The organism is Enterobacter cloacae complex sp. ECC445 (assembly GCF_021892025.1).
Lineage (GTDB): Bacteria > Pseudomonadota > Gammaproteobacteria > Enterobacterales > Enterobacteriaceae > Enterobacter > Enterobacter chengduensis.
In genome coordinates this window covers 203,616-217,974 of sequence record NZ_JAKLRZ010000005.1, presented here as the reverse complement: position 1 = coordinate 217,974, position 14,359 = coordinate 203,616, and the positions used below count along the sequence as shown (strand labels likewise).

At 57.2% G+C, this 14,359-nt stretch carries 18 protein-coding genes; 5 read left to right on the top strand and 13 right to left on the bottom strand.

Annotation, left to right across the window (positions count from 1 at the left end):
- Nucleotides 1-39 precede the first annotated feature (39 nt).
- From hemW to L6R44_RS07110, 5 genes are read right to left on the bottom strand one after another with little or no spacing between them, the layout of a single operon-like run.
- Nucleotides 40-1,182, bottom strand: a complete 1,143-nt coding sequence (gene hemW, locus L6R44_RS07130; protein WP_237423685.1) for a radical SAM family heme chaperone HemW — start codon at nt 1,180-1,182, stop codon at nt 40-42.
- Nucleotides 1,175-1,768, bottom strand: a complete 594-nt coding sequence (locus L6R44_RS07125; protein WP_032643339.1) for an XTP/dITP diphosphatase — start codon at nt 1,766-1,768, stop codon at nt 1,175-1,177. The genes hemW and L6R44_RS07125 overlap by 8 nt, the downstream gene beginning before the upstream one ends.
- Before the next feature lie 3 nt (nt 1,769-1,771).
- Entirely contained in the window at nt 1,772-2,068 is a 297-nt protein-coding gene (yggU, locus tag L6R44_RS07120; RefSeq protein WP_237423684.1) for a DUF167 family protein YggU, read from the bottom strand.
- The gene (locus tag L6R44_RS07115) at nt 2,065-2,631 is read right to left on the bottom strand and encodes a YggT family protein (protein WP_045890332.1); all 567 of its coding nucleotides are present in this window, start codon (nt 2,629-2,631) and stop codon (nt 2,065-2,067) included. The genes yggU and L6R44_RS07115 overlap by 4 nt, the downstream gene beginning before the upstream one ends.
- 21 nt (nt 2,632-2,652) lie before the next feature.
- Nucleotides 2,653-3,354 (bottom strand): YggS family pyridoxal phosphate-dependent enzyme, encoded by a 702-nt coding sequence (locus L6R44_RS07110; protein ID WP_237423683.1) that lies wholly within the window; start codon nt 3,352-3,354, stop codon nt 2,653-2,655.
- A gap of 17 nt (nt 3,355-3,371) precedes the next feature.
- Here L6R44_RS07110 and L6R44_RS07105 point away from each other — a divergent pair, with 17 nt between their 5' ends.
- Nucleotides 3,372-4,352: a type IV pilus twitching motility protein PilT gene (locus tag L6R44_RS07105; protein WP_237423682.1), complete on the top strand. Its 981-nt coding sequence runs from the start codon at nt 3,372-3,374 to the stop codon at nt 4,350-4,352.
- Nucleotides 4,353-4,362: 10 nt separating this feature from the next.
- Here the strand turns inward: L6R44_RS07105 and ruvX are convergent, their stop codons facing one another.
- The 8 genes from ruvX to metK all read right to left on the bottom strand — a co-directional run bounded on the left by ruvX (nt 4,363) and on the right by metK (nt 11,425).
- Entirely contained in the window at nt 4,363-4,779 is a 417-nt protein-coding gene (gene ruvX, locus L6R44_RS07100) for a Holliday junction resolvase RuvX (RefSeq protein WP_008499753.1), read from the bottom strand.
- Nucleotides 4,779-5,339, bottom strand: a complete 561-nt coding sequence (locus L6R44_RS07095; protein WP_008499752.1) for a YqgE/AlgH family protein — start codon at nt 5,337-5,339, stop codon at nt 4,779-4,781. Before L6R44_RS07095 ends, ruvX begins: the two co-directional genes overlap by 1 nt.
- 89 nt (nt 5,340-5,428) lie before the next feature.
- Entirely contained in the window at nt 5,429-6,376 is a 948-nt protein-coding gene (gene gshB, locus L6R44_RS07090) for a glutathione synthase (RefSeq protein ID WP_237423681.1), read from the bottom strand.
- A gap of 19 nt (nt 6,377-6,395) precedes the next feature.
- Nucleotides 6,396-7,127, bottom strand: coding sequence for a 16S rRNA (uracil(1498)-N(3))-methyltransferase (gene rsmE / locus L6R44_RS07085; RefSeq protein ID WP_237423736.1), 732 nt, complete (start codon nt 7,125-7,127; stop codon nt 6,396-6,398).
- A gap of 51 nt (nt 7,128-7,178) precedes the next feature.
- Entirely contained in the window at nt 7,179-7,886 is a 708-nt protein-coding gene (gene endA, locus L6R44_RS07080; protein WP_032643327.1) for a deoxyribonuclease I, read from the bottom strand.
- A gap of 94 nt (nt 7,887-7,980) precedes the next feature.
- Complete coding sequence (locus L6R44_RS07075; RefSeq protein WP_032650144.1) at nt 7,981-8,478, bottom strand: SprT family zinc-dependent metalloprotease; 498 nt, start codon at nt 8,476-8,478, stop codon at nt 7,981-7,983.
- A 58-nt stretch (nt 8,479-8,536) separates the two neighbouring features.
- On the bottom strand, nt 8,537-9,934 hold the full coding sequence (galP, locus tag L6R44_RS07070; protein WP_237423680.1) for a galactose/proton symporter: 1,398 nt from the start codon (nt 9,932-9,934) through the stop codon (nt 8,537-8,539).
- Between the two features lie 336 nt (nt 9,935-10,270).
- Nucleotides 10,271-11,425, bottom strand: coding sequence for a methionine adenosyltransferase (metK, locus tag L6R44_RS07065; RefSeq protein WP_010435443.1), 1,155 nt, complete (start codon nt 11,423-11,425; stop codon nt 10,271-10,273).
- A 138-nt stretch (nt 11,426-11,563) separates the two neighbouring features.
- Between metK and L6R44_RS07060 the strand changes: the two genes are divergently transcribed.
- The 4 genes from L6R44_RS07060 to speA all read left to right on the top strand — a co-directional run bounded on the left by L6R44_RS07060 (nt 11,564) and on the right by speA (nt 14,205).
- Nucleotides 11,564-11,782, top strand: coding sequence for a hypothetical protein (locus tag L6R44_RS07060; RefSeq protein WP_143349523.1), 219 nt, complete (start codon nt 11,564-11,566; stop codon nt 11,780-11,782).
- 68 nt (nt 11,783-11,850) lie between these two features.
- Nucleotides 11,851-11,994, top strand: coding sequence for a hypothetical protein (locus L6R44_RS24990; RefSeq protein WP_418250466.1), 144 nt, complete (start codon nt 11,851-11,853; stop codon nt 11,992-11,994).
- Between the two features lie 94 nt (nt 11,995-12,088).
- Nucleotides 12,089-12,220 (top strand): acid stress response protein YqgB, encoded by a 132-nt coding sequence (gene yqgB, locus L6R44_RS07055; protein WP_131657971.1) that lies wholly within the window; start codon nt 12,089-12,091, stop codon nt 12,218-12,220.
- Between the two features lie 8 nt (nt 12,221-12,228).
- Nucleotides 12,229-14,205, top strand: a complete 1,977-nt coding sequence (speA, locus tag L6R44_RS07050; protein WP_008499744.1) for a biosynthetic arginine decarboxylase — start codon at nt 12,229-12,231, stop codon at nt 14,203-14,205.
- The last annotated feature ends 154 nt before the right edge of the window (nt 14,206-14,359 follow it).

The window sequence follows — 14,359 nt, the reverse complement described above, 5'->3', positions numbered from 1 at the left end:
TCAGCCGGCAGAACGGGATGCAAAATCCTGAATCAGCCTTCAGGATTCTTCGGCGAGGAACAGCTCAAGAAGAGAGTTTAAGAACAGTTTGCCGTGCTCGGTGATCTGCCAGTATTCCTCGCTCTCGGTGAGATACCCCTGCGCCAGCGCTTCGTCAATCTGCGGGCGAATCACTGACTCCGGCAGACCGGTGTAACGCGCAAATTCCGCGCGCGGCGCGGCTTCCAGCAGGCGGAAGCGGTTCATAAAGAACTCAAACGGCTTATCCGCCGCCTCGACGTCGTGCTGGCGCTCCAGATAGCGGCCCTCCATATACCCGCGCGGGTGGCGGGTTTTGGCGGTACGCAGAATGCGCCCATCCGGGAAGGTCACCTTGCCGTGCGCGCCGCAGCCAATCCCCAGGTAGTCGCCAAAACGCCAGTAGTTCAGGTTGTGCTGACACTGATACCCCGGTTTCGCATACGCAGACGTCTCGTACTGCTGATAGCCCGCGGCAGTTAACAGCCGGTGGCCCTGCTCGAAGATATCCCACAGCGCGTCGTCGTCCGGCAGCACCGGAGGACGGGAACCAAACAGGGTGTTGGGCTCGATGGTGAGCTGATACCACGACAGGTGCGGCGGGTTCAGTTCAATCGCCTGGCGCAGGTCGTTCAGCGCCTCTTCGAGCGACTGGTCCGGCAGGCCGTGCATCAGATCGAGGTTAAAGCTGCGAAGATTAAGCCCCGTCGCCAGGTGTGCCGCGCGCTTTGCCTCTTCCGGGCCGTGAATGCGCCCCAGGCGCTTCAGCTTCGGCTCGCTAAAGCTCTGCACGCCGATGGAGATACGGTTCACGCCCGCGCGCTGATAGTCGACAAAACGGTCGGCCTCAACGGTGCCGGGGTTGGCTTCCATCGTAATTTCCGCATCCGCGGCCAGGTTCAGGCGCGCACGCACGCCGTCCAGCAGCGTTTGCATCGCCGGGCCTGACAGCAGGCTCGGCGTACCGCCACCAATGAAAATGGTCTTAACTTCACGTCCCTGTGCGTAAGGTACATCGGCGTCCAGGTCGGCCAGCAGATGCGCAACGTAGTCATCGTGCGGCACTTTGCCCTTCAGCGCGTGCGAGTTGAAATCGCAGTACGGGCATTTCTGCACGCACCACGGGATGTGAATATAAAGACTCAGAGGTGGCAAATTAGCCATTACGCAGTGCTTCCAGTAACAGTTTCAGCGCGCGTCCACGGTGGGAAATCGCGCTTTTCTCTTCGCGGGTCAGTTCCGCGGCGGTTTTGCCCTCGGTCGGGACAAAGAAAATGGGGTCGTAGCCAAAGCCGCCGTTGCCCGCCGCTTCACGGGTAATGACGCCCGGCCAGCTGCCGTGGCAGACGATTGGCGTTGGATCTTCTGCATGACGCAGATAGACCAGCACGCAGTGGAACTGCGCGGTGCGCTGTTCGTCGGGCACGTCCTTCAGGGCGACAAGCAGCTTTTCCAGATTCTGCTGGTCGGTGGCGTCAACGCCGGAATAGCGCGCGGAGTAAATCCCCGGCGCGCCGCCGAGAAAATCCACCGCCAGGCCGGAGTCGTCGGCAATCGCGGGCAGGCCGGTAATCTGCGCCGCGTGGCGCGCTTTCAGGATCGCGTTTTCGATAAACGTCAGCCCCGTCTCTTCGGCGGACTCCACGCCAAGATCGGTCTGAGCGACCACATCCAGCCCAAAATCATTTAATAGCGAGGCCAGCTCGCGTACTTTACCGGCGTTGCCGGTCGCGAGAACAACTTTCTGCATGGTTTAGTCCTGTTCTTTCAGAGCCGCGACTTCCGTCGGGATAGCTTGCGGATTAAGGATTTTTACCTGTTTATGCCGCCCAAGTTCACCTTTTTCAATGATGACCTGGCTTTTGGCGACGCGAAACTGTTTTGCCAGATATTTGGTCAGATGCGCGTTCGCCTGGCCGTCAACCGGCGGGGCGGTGATGGCGACCTTTAGCTCGTCGCCATGCAGCCCAACAATAGCGTCACGGCTGGCTTTCGGCTGAATATACAGCCGCAAAACCAGCCCGTCAGCGCAGGTGCTTACTGCACTCATAGCGCCATCCACAGCCCCGGCAGCAGCATATTGCCCGTAGACTGCAGCAGTTCAGCGATCCCCATGTTGATCACATAGAGCAGCAGAACCAGGATCATCGGCGAAAAATCGATGCCGCCCATGGACGGAAGCAGGTTACGGATCGGACGCAGCAGCGGCTCGGCCAGCTGAATCAGGGCGTACTCCACCGGGCTACGCCCCTGGCTCACCCAGCTCATGATCGCCATCACCAGCAGCACCCAGAAAATCAGCAGGCCGATGGTTTTGATCAGAATCAGGACGGCAGCAATCCAGATAATCGGCTGGAAGGTGATGACCATAAACAGCACGATGGCTTTGATCACGCTGAGAATAAACGCCACCAGCAGAGACGAACTGTCGATGGGACCCATGGCCGGGATAATGCGGCGCAGCGGTCCGACCACGGGTTGCGTGATTTTCACGACAAACTGGGAGAACGGATTGTAAAAATCACAGCGGGCCCACTGCATCCAGACGCGCAGCAAAAGCGCCATCGTATACAGCTCAAGCACAGTTGAGAGCAGGAAAGTCAACGTCTTCATGGCGTTCCTCAGGTTTCCTTATTATTTTGAGTAGTCGCGCGCACCGAAAATAGCCGTGCCGATGCGCACCATAGTGCTGCCTGCCGCGATGGCGGCTTCCATATCATCCGACATGCCCAGAGAAAGCGTGTCTACCGTTTCATAGCGCGCTTTAAGCGCCTCAAATGCTACAGCCATTTGCTGTGCCACGGCAAACTGCCTTTCATAACTTGACTCAGGCGCCGGGATTGCCATCAAACCACGCAGGGTTAAGCGCGGCAGTTTGGCCACCTCCGCAGCCAGCGCGTCCAGCTCGCTCAGCGCAATGCCGGACTTGCTGTTTTCGTCGCTGATGTTGACCTGAATCAGCACGTTAAGCGCAGGCATCTCCGCCGGACGCTGGTCGTTCAGGCGGGTAGCAATACGCAGACGGTCAATGGTGTGACACCAGTCGAAGTGCTCCGCCACCAGACGGCTTTTGTTCGACTGCAGGGGGCCAATAAAGTGCCACTGCAGATTCGTAATCCCCTGTTCCTGGAAGTCGCGAATTTTATCCACGCCTTCCTGCACGTAGTTTTCACCAAACGCCCGCTGGCCGGCATCGATGGCTTCTGCGATGGCGCTCGCAGGCTTGGTTTTGCTGACTGCAAGCAGCGTAATTTCTTCTGAAGCCCGGCCGCAACGCGTTGCTGCGGCTGAGATTTTGTCCCGGACCTGTGCCAGGTTATGCGCAATGTCGTTCATTTTCCGAGGAGTAGTCTATGGATGTGGAAGAAATTGTGGCCCTTAGTGTAAAGCATAACGTCTCCGATCTACACCTGTGCAGTGATTCGCCACCGCGCTGGCGAAGAACGGGCCGGCTTGAGCCTGCTCCCTTTCCGCCTCCCGACGTGGAGGCATTATTAAAGACGTGGCTCAACGATGAGCAGCAGGGCGCGTGGTGGGCAAACGGTCAGGCTGATTTTGCCGTGACGGTGTCGGGAGGCCAGCGCCTGCGCGGCAGCGCTTTTAGGCAGATGCGCGGCGTTTCTGTGACGCTGCGGCTGTTGCCGCGTACCTGCCCGCAGCTCGCTTCGCTGGGCGCGCCGCGGGCAATCCCGGAACTGTTGACCAACGACGCCGGGCTGATTCTGGTCACGGGGGCGACAGGCAGCGGCAAGTCCACAACGCTGGCGGCGATGGTCGATTTTCTTAACCACCATGCTGACGGGCATATCCTCACGCTTGAGGATCCGGTGGAGTTTATCTACCAGAGCGAACGTTGCCTGATCCAGCAGCGGGAGATAGGTCAGCACAGCCCGTCATTTGCCGACGCGCTGCGCAGCGCCTTACGCCAGGATCCGAACGTGATTCTGCTCGGGGAGCTACGCGACAGCGAAACGATCCGCCTGGCGCTCACGGCGGCGGAAACCGGGCATCTGGTGCTGGCGACGCTGCACACGCGCGGGGCATCGCAGGCGATTGAGCGGCTGGTGGATACGTTTCCGGCGCAGGAGAAAGATCCGGTCCGTAACCAGCTGGCCGGCAGCCTGCGTGCGGTGCTGGCGCAGAGGCTGCTTCCCGATCTTCAGGGCGGACGCGTCGCGCTGTATGAACTGCTGGTGAACACCGCCGCGGCGGCGAATCTTATTCGCGAAGGAAAAACGTGGCAGCTGCCCGGCATTATTCAAACCGGTCAGCAGGCGGGAATGCAGAATTTTGACCAGAGCCTGGCGGAGAGGCGGGCGCAGGGGCGGCTGTAGGCCCCCGCGCTTAAAAACCCTGCTCGAAATAGCTTTCGAGGATGATGACGGCTGAAGCGGAGTCCACGCTGCCTTTGTTGAGCGCCCGGAATCCACCGTGCTCAAACAGGCCCGCACGCGCTTCAACGGTGCTGAGACGTTCGTCGTGCAGCTTCACGGAGACGCCAAAGCGGCCGTGGATTTTATTGGCGAACTTACGCGCCCGGGCGGTCAGCGGCTGTTCCGTGCCGTCCATGTTGAGCGGTAACCCGACAATCACGTCATCCGGCTGCCACTCTTTGAGCAGGCGTTCGATAAGGTTCCAGTCCGGCGTGCCGTCGTTGGCCTTCAGGGCCGCGAGCGGACGCGCGGTACCGGTGATGCGCTGACCCACGGCGACGCCAATGCTTTTGGTACCAAAATCAAAGGCCAAAAGTGTTCCGCTCATCAGGCGTGCCCCGCTACGCCAGGCATGGTCAGGATATCAATGCCAATCAGCTTCGCCGCGTCACGCCAGCGATCGGCAATAGGAGTTTTAAACAGGATATTCATGTCCGCAGGAGCGGTCAGCCAGGCGTTATCGAGGATCTCTTGCTCAAGCTGGCCTTTCTCCCAGGACGAATAGCCCAGCGCTACCAGCACTTCAGAAGGCTGCTCTGCGGTGCCCAGCGTTTCGAGCACGTCGCGCGAAGTGGTGATGACGGTGTTATCCGAAATGCGAATGCTGGAAGAGAATACCGGCGGCGTATGCAGGATAAAGCCGCGATCTTCTGCAAGAGGACCACCCAGCATCACGGGTTTATCAAGCCGGATTTCCGGCAGTCGCGCTTCCGCCGGGATTTTCAGCTTGTCCAGAATGCCTTCAACCTGAAGATTTTCGAGCGGTTTATTGATGATAATGCCCATCGCGCCGTCTTCATTGTATTCACAGATATAAACCACGGCGCGGCGAAAAATCGGGTCCTGGAGAGCAGGCATGGCAATAAGAAAGTGATGCTGTAAATTCATTGTCAGAGGTACTGTTTCCTGGTTTAAAAAGCGACAGCGCCCAGTATGGGGACAAACTCAGGCGCTGTCACTAATAGAGTATTGTTAGGTTATTTCTGTAAACGTTTTTCGATAGCGTCCATCAGCATTCCGGTGATCGAGATCGGGAATTCCGCTTCAATTTCACGAATGCAGGTTGGGCTGGTGACGTTCACTTCGGTCAGACGATCGCCGATGATGTCCAGACCGACGAAGATCAGGCCTTTGGCTTTCAGCGTCGGGCCAACGCGGCGGGCAATCTCCCAGTCGCTTTCGGTCAGCGGGCGCGGCTCGCCGCGGCCACCGGCGGCCAGGTTACCACGGGTCTCGCCACCCTGCGGGATACGCGCCAGGCAGTAAGGAACCGGTTCGCCATCCACCACCAGCACGCGCTTGTCGCCGTCTTTGATCGCCGGAATATAGTTTTGCGCCATGCAGTAACGCGTGCCCAGCTCGGTCAGCGTTTCGGCAATCACGCCAATGTTCGGGTCGCCTTCCTTCACGCGGAAAATCGACGCGCCGCCCATGCCGTCCAGCGGCTTCATGATGATGTCGCCGTGCTTCTGCCAGAATGCTTTCAGCTGCGCTTTGCTGCGGGTCACCAGCGTTTCCGGCGTCAGGTCAGAGAACCAGGCGGTGTAGAGCTTTTCGTTGCAGTCGCGCAGGCTCTGCGGCTTGTTGACGATCAGCGTGCCTTTCTCTTCGGCACGTTCAAGAATATAGGTGCAGTAGATGTATTCGGTGTCGAACGGCGGATCTTTACGCATCAGGATGACGTTGAGATCGGCAAGCGCAATGTCCTGCTCGGTGCCGAATTCGTACCATTTGTCGTAGTTCTGCTCGACGTTAACGAGGCGGGTGCGCGCGCGTGCTTCACCGTTGATCAGGTAAAGATCGTTCATCTCCATGTAGTGGAGTTCATAGCCGCGACGCTGCGCTTCCAGCAGCATGGCGAAGCTGGAATCTTTCTTGATGTTAATGTTTGCGATGGGGTCCATCACGATGCCGAGCTTGATCATGTTCTTCTCCGTTAATGCTTCAACCCAGATCGCCAAACCGTACCTGTAGCGCGGTAATGGCCGTGAGTGCCGTTGTCTCAGTGCGCAGAACGCGAGGTCCCAGCAGAATATCAGTAAACTGGTAACGTGCCGTCATCGCAATTTCATCCGCCGACAGGCCGCCTTCGGGGCCAATCAGCAGGCGTACGCGCTCAACGGGCAGGGGCAGCGTATTGATGCTGGCGCTGGCGCGCGGATGAAGATTGAGCTTCAGCCCGCTGTCCTCTTCTGCACACCAGTCCTCCAGATCCATCGCCGGGCGAATCTCCGGAATACGGTTGCGGCCGCTCTGCTCGCACGCCGCAATAGCAATTTTCTGCCACTGCTGGATCTTTTTGTTCAGACGTTCCGCATCCAGTTTAACGCCACAGCGTTCAGAAAAAAGTGGCGTAATGAGGCTTACACCCAGTTCAATGGATTTCTGGATCGTGAACTCCATTTTCTCGCCGCGCGACATCACCTGCCCCAGATGGATGTGCAGCGGTGATTCACGATCGTCCACTTCACCGCGCAGAACGTTAACGTGGACGCTTTTTTTATCAGACCGCGTGATTTCCGCGTCGAAAACCTGGTTCGATCCGTCGAACAGCTGTATGGCCTGACCGGCCCCCATCCGCAGCACGCGGCCAACGTGGTTGGCGGCGTCATCGGTGAGGGCGATTTCGCGGCCTGCGGTAATCGGTTCAGGATGGTAAATGCGGGGAATGCGCATAGTCAGAAATTCCATGTGTCATGCGAGATAAGCGAATTGCCGTAGTGTAGGTTAGCTCTTTTGCGCCTGGCAAGCCCGCTGGACGTAAGGGTTGTGATTCCCCTGGACTCTGGCGATACGTTCGTCGCGCTGGCATTCCCACTCCGTCACCGGGTATTGCTTGTCCCAGGCGTTGAACAGCTGCGTCTGCTGGCGGGAGAGGTTGAGGTCGTAACGGTCACGCATGTAGAAATAGGTGCGGGCGATACTGCCGCGCGCGCGGGCAGGGGGCTCGGCCACTTTTTCTTTGAAATCTACCTTCATGCCGCACTGGCCGTACTGGCCTTCGCCACCGTTCCACTGGCCGTACATAAAGTTGCCGCGATCGCCGTTCACTTCACCCACGGCAGGCTGCAGGTTATGCATATCGCTTTCCATCTGGCGATAAACCGGATCTTTGGCGCAGTTTTTACGGCCACCATCCTGCCAGCACTGGCGCTGGTGGCCGAACTGCCATGCCGGAACGACATGCTCCCATTCGATGCGGCTGGCGCGGTTTTCGTTTTTACGCACCTTATAGCCGCAGGACTCAAGGTCGACGACCCCTTTTTTACCCTGCCAGTTAATTTTACAGCCGCAGTAGAAATCGCCAGGCACGTCGGCGTTCACCTTCACGCCTGCTGCCTTAGCCTGGGAAAAACTGTTGATACCGTCGGCCAGGGCGTGGCCGGAAAGCGCCGTCGTCAGAAAGGCGACCGCGAGAGAAATATTACGGGACATCTTACACTCCGTGTCAAAACGAGCCCGCAACGTAACGAATGTTGTTCCTGTATGCAATCAGTCAGATCAGGAAAGTTCCTGAAAGTTCAGGTGATTATTCCGCCACCAGCGGCTCGCCGCATTTGACGCAGCGGTAGGTCGCCTCGCCACGCACCACGCGATTATGGCGGCGGACGGTAAGCTGGTGCTGCTGACACTGGCAGCGATAGGGGAAGGTATTGCGGCGCACCGATTCCAGCTCGAACTGATGGGTACGGCGTGCCGGAACGCCGAGCACTGCCTCCATCATCCACTTCCACTCTTTTCCATGCGGCGCGACGCGGCCAAAGTGTTTCCACACCAGCAGATGTGCCAGCTCGTGCGGTACCACTTCCTCGATAAACGCCTGCTGGTTTTCCATCATCAGCACCGGGTTAAGGCGGATCTCATACGACTCGAGCCAGGCGGTACCGGCCGAGGTTCCACGCTGCTGGTAGACGAGTTTGGGTTCAGGATAATTGCGACCGAGCTTCAGGTTCGCCTGGGCGAGTTTTTCCCGCAGGCTGCGCATAACGGCCTGCTGAATGGCGATGGGGAGACGGGGTGCTTTCATAGGGGCAGAGCATAAAGCGCGAAGCGGGGAGGCGCAAGAGGCGCCTCCCGCAAGATAATTAGTCGTGAGCGCCGATTTCGCGCAGAGGACGACCTTTCATCAGGTTACGTTCAATATGTTCCAGTGAAACGTGTTTGGTTTCTGGAACCAGCCAGATGGTCAGCACAATAAAGAAGATGTTCAGACCGGCGTAGACCCAGAAGGTATTCGCGTTGCCCAGGGTATTGAGCATGGTCAGGAACGTTGCGCCGACGATCATGTTGGCAATCCAGTTGGTTGCGGTAGAGCAGGTGATGCCAAAATCACGCCCCTTCAGCGGCTGGATCTCAGAGCACAGTACCCAAATCAGCGGACCGGCGCTCATTGCAAACCCGACGATAAACATCAGCAGCATGCCAACGGCAAAGTACTGGGCGGTTGGTGAGTGAATGCCCACATGCATCATGGTCCCGAGCACGCCCATACCGGCCGCCATCACCAGGAAGCCCAGCGTCAGGGTAGGCTTGCGTCCCCAGCGGTCCACCAGGCCGATGGCGATAAAGGTCGCCAGCACGTTGGTCAGGCCGACGATAACGGTGCCCCACATCTGCTCGGTGGTGTTGGTATAGCCGGCCAGCTCAAAGATTTTCGGCGCGTAGTACATGATGACGTTCATCCCGGTGAACTGCTGCATGACCTGCAGCAGCACGCCAAGGAACACCGCGCGGCGGAAGTTGCTGTTCTCTTTAAACAGCGCCCAGCCGGACTGTTTGACCTTCAGGCTTTCGCGGATCTCTTCCAGCTCGTTTTTCGCTTCGGCGCTGGTGTCGCGCAGGCGCATCAGGACGCGTTCGGCATCGTGGAAACGACGTTTCGCGGCGAACCAGCGCGGGCTGTCCGGCAGGAAGAAGACGCCAATCAGCAGCAGAATAGCCGGGATGATGATGACGCCAAGCATCCAGCGCCATGCGCCGCTGTAGCTGAACGCGGTATCGGAAAGGTATGCACCCAAAATACCGATGGTGATCATCAGCTGGTACATCGAAATCATGCTGCCGCGAATTTTCTCCGGCGCGATTTCAGACAGGTAAAGCGGGGCGGTATAGGACGCCACGCCCACGGCCAGGCCGAGCAGCACGCGGGAAATCAGCAGGACCTCAACGTTAGGCGCTGCGGCTGAGAAGAGTGAACCGGCAACGAACAGGATCGCGCCGATCATCAGGCTTTTTTTGCGCCCGAGCTTGAAGGAGAGCCAGCCGCTGCCGACGGCCCCGACGGCCGCGCCAAACATCATCGAGCTGACCACCCACTCCTGGGTGTGTGCGCTAATCTGGAATTCGTCAGTGATGAAAGGTAATGCACCGGCAATCACGCCGATATCCAGGCCAAAAAGTAATCCTGCCAGGGCTGCAAGGAAACAGACGAAGAATGTCATCGCCTTGTTGGACGTACGCCCCTGTTTTTTATTGTCAGGCATTATGCCCTCCAGTTGGGTTATCAGTTTTATTGATGTTAAGGGTAGGTGAGTGACCCGTAAAAATATGTGAGATTAATCACATAGGTGTAATCGGTTACACTAATGTGCAACCGTAAATAAAATTAAAGCTTTGAAAATATAGAGGTAAATGAGGTGATGCGCATCGCGAAAGAACACATTTCAGACTTAACTGAAAGGGAATGTAACAGCAGAAGAAAGGCGATCATGCAAAGAGAAAATTCTGAAAGCGGGATATATTCGGCATGGTGTAAGCGGTTTCAAACATAAAAAAAAGCCAGCACAAAGGCTGGCTTTTTTAACGCTCGTGTCAGGCGATTATTTCAGACCGGCAGCTTCACGCAGCAGCGCCGCTTTGTCGGTTTTTTCCCATGGGAAATGTTCACGACCAAAGTGACCGTACGCCGCGGTTTCTTTGTAGATTGGGTGCAGCAGATCCAGCATCTGAATCAGGCCGTACGGACGCAGGTCGAAGAACTCGCGCACCAGCAGGGTCAGCTGTTCTGAAGGCACTTTCTCGGTACCGAAGGTTTCCACCATGATGGAGGTTGGCTCAGCCACGCCGATGGCGTAGGAAACCTGAATCTCACAGCGGTCAGCCAGGCCGGCAGCAACGATGTTTTTCGCCACATAACGTGCCGCATACGCCGCAGAGCGGTCAACTTTAGACGGGTCTTTACCAGAGAACGCACCGCCGCCGTGACGCGCCATGCCGCCGTAGGTATCAACGATGATTTTACGACCGGTCAGGCCGCAGTCACCCATTGGGCCGCCGATAACGAAGCGTCCGGTTGGGTTGATGAAGAATTTGGTCGCTGAGCTCAGCCATTCGGTCGGCAGAACCGGCTTGATGATCTCTTCCATCACCGCTTCCTGCAGGGATTTCTGATCGATATCTTCGGAATGCTGGGTAGACAGCACCACCGCATCGATGCCAACGATTTTGCCGTCGTCGTACTGGAAGGTGACCTGGCTTTTCGCATCCGGACGCAGCCACGGCAGGGTGCCGTTTTTACGCACTTCAGCCTGACGCTGCACCAGACGGTGTGCGTAGGTGACCGGGGCTGGCATCAGCACGTCGGTTTCGTTGGTTGCATAGCCGAACATCAGGCCCTGGTCGCCCGCGCCCTGTTCCAGCGGATCGGCACGGTCAACGCCCTGGTTGATGTCTGGAGACTGTTTGCCAATCGCGCTCAGCACCGCGCAGGAGTTGGCATCAAAGCCCATATCAGAATGCACATAGCCGATCTCACGCACCGTGTTACGGGTGATCTCTTCGATATCAACCCATGCGCTGGTGGTGATCTCACCGCCAACCAGAACCATGCCGGTTTTGACATAGGTTTCACACGCGACGCGCGCTTTTGGATCCTGCGCCAGGATCGCATCCAGCACCGCATCGGAGATTTGGTCAGCAATTTTATCAGGATGTCCTTCTGATACGGACTCGGACGTAAACAGGTGTTTTGCCATGTTTTATTTCACCTAAGAGGAATTTGGTTAGCTCAAGCTGCTGTGTGGATTAGCCAAAGGAGATAATTCTACCAAGGCCTGCAGGTTTTTGACACTGGCAGTATGAGTGTTAATCAGTATAGATGGATTAACATCTGGATGGCTATTTTAGGTCACTTCTTCGCCCGATTTCCAGTTTTTTTTGACTCACCTCTCACTCAGTTGAAATTGCTGCTGGCAACAATTCCTGACGGCACCGGCAACGCGCACATTTATGTTTTGCTTTTTACCCCTGTTCTCGGTATAAAACGCGGCGCGCGGCTCATACAAAAAAAGCGCTCGATGAACTCATCGTGTCGCCACTTCCAGCCGGGTTAAGCAGTGAACTTTTAGCTTTGGCTTGGGGTCCGTTTCAGCAGAGGCGGCCGTGGAGGTGATACGAGATAATGAACCATCGTTTTCCGCTAATTCAGCGCAGCCGTTCTGGCGCGCATTTGATTCCCGCAACCCGCATTTCTAGTCTGCAAACCTGCCGATGTTATACCCATCTCGGCGCTTCTCAGGATTCCAGGGCCGGTCACGCTCTGTGAAAACTGAACAAGGGCGCTCTTGTTAATACAAGAGTTTTCTCGTGGTTTCGCCGAACCTTGTCATACAGAGTTCGGATACGTGTTTTACAATGATATGAATAAGAAACCGGTCGCACGGTCTGGATTTCAGCATACTCTGCTGGGAAACGGAGCCGTTTATGGGTTGTTATCGCCGTTTAACGCTGCGATAGTAGTCAACTGTTTTACACTTAATACAAAGAGTTGAGGTTCGCTATGTCTGACGACATGTCTTCTTTTTCGCCTTCGTCAGCGGGCGAACAGGGTGTACTACGTTCTATGCAGGAGGTTGCGATGAGCTCCGAGGAAGCCAGCAAGATGCTGCGCACTTACAATATTGCCTGGTGGGGCAATAACTACTACGACGTCAACGAACTGGGCCACATCAGCGTCTGCCCGGATCCGGACGTCCCTGAAGCGCGCGTGGATCTCGCTAAGCTGGTGAAAGCCCGTGAAGCTCAGGGCCAGCGTTTGCCTGCACTGTTCTGCTTCCCGCAGATCCTGCAACATCGCCTGCGTTCTATTAACGCGGCGTTCAAGCGCGCGCGTGAGTCCTACGGCTATAAAGGCGACTACTTCCTGGTTTACCCGATAAAGGTGAACCAGCACCGCCGCGTGATTGAATCGCTGATCCACTCCGGCGAGCCGCTGGGGCTGGAAGCGGGCTCTAAAGCAGAGCTGATGGCGGTTCTGGCGCATGCGGGCATGACCCGCTCGGTGATCGTCTGTAACGGCTATAAAGACCGTGAATACATTCGCCTGGCGCTGATTGGCGAGAAGATGGGCCACAAGGTCTATCTGGTTATCGAGAAGATGACTGAAATCGCGATCGTGCTGGAAGAGGCTGAACGCCTTAACGTAGTGCCGCGCCTCGGCGTGCGTGCGCGTCTGGCGTCCCAGGGTTCCGGTAAATGGCAGTCCTCCGGCGGCGAAAAATCCAAGTTCGGCCTCGCGGCGAACCAGGTACTGCAGCTGGTGGAAATCCTGCGCGAGCGCGGTCGTCTGGACAGCATTCAGCTGCTGCACTTCCACCTCGGTTCGCAGATGGCCAACATTCGCGACATCGCCACCGGCGTGCGTGAATCCGCCCGTTTTTACGTTGAGCTGCACAAGCTCGGCGTGAATATTCAGTGCTTCGACGTGGGCGGCGGCCTGGGCGTGGACTACGAAGGGACCCGCTCGCAGTCTGACTGCTCGGTGAACTACGGCCTGAACGAATACGCCAACAACATCATCTGGGCGATTGGCGATGCCTGTGAAGAGAACGGCCTGCCGCACCCGACGGTGATCACCGAATCCGGTCGCGCGGTGACCGCGCACCATACGGTGCTGGTCTCTAACATTATCGGCGTTGAGCGCAGCGAAACCACCGAAGCGACGCCTCCGGCAGACGATGCCCCGCGTTCCCTGCAGAGCATGTGGGAAACCTGGCAGGAGATGCACGAGCCGGGCACGCGTCGTTCCCTGCGCGAATGGCTGCACGACAGCCAGATGGATCTGCATGATATCCACGTCGGTTATTCCTCAGGCACCTTCAGCCTGCAGGAGCGCGCGTGGGCGGAGCAGCTCTATCTGAACATGTGTCACGAAGTGCAAAAGCAGCTCGACCCGAGCAACCGCGCGCACCGTCCGATTATTGACGAGCTGCAGGAACGTATGGCGGATAAGATTTACGTCAACTTCTCGCTGTTCCAGTCGATGCCGGATGCCTGGGGTATCGACCAGCTGTTCCCGGTTCTGCCGCTGGAAGGGCTGAACCACGCCCCGGAACGTCGCGCGGTGCTGCTGGACATCACCTGTGACTCCGACGGCGCAATCGACCACTACGTTGACGGCGACGGTATTGCCACGACGATGCCAATGCCGGAGTATGACCCTGAGAACCCGCCGATGCTGGGCTTCTTTATGGTCGGTGCGTATCAGGAGATCCTCGGCAACATGCATAACCTGTTCGGTGATACCGAAGCGGTTGACGTGTTCGTCTTCCCTGACGGCAGCGTGGAAGTTGAGCTGTCCGATGAAGGGGACACCGTGGCGGACATGCTGGAATACGTTCAGCTGGATCCGAAAACCCTGCTGACGCAGTTCCGCGACCAGGTGAAAAACACCGGTCTGGACGACGCGCTGCAGCAGCAGTTCCTGGAAGAGTTTGAAGCGGGTCTGTACGGGTACACTTATCTGGAAGACGAGTAAGAAATCCTCCCTCTCCCCGTGGGAGAGGGTTGGGGTGAGGGCATGAGACCGCACAATGCCCTATACTCTCTTGAACCCGTATGCATTACCGGCGATAATTCGCCCCAATAAGCGATTTACGAATCAATCCCTTCCTCGTCGGGTTTAACGACGC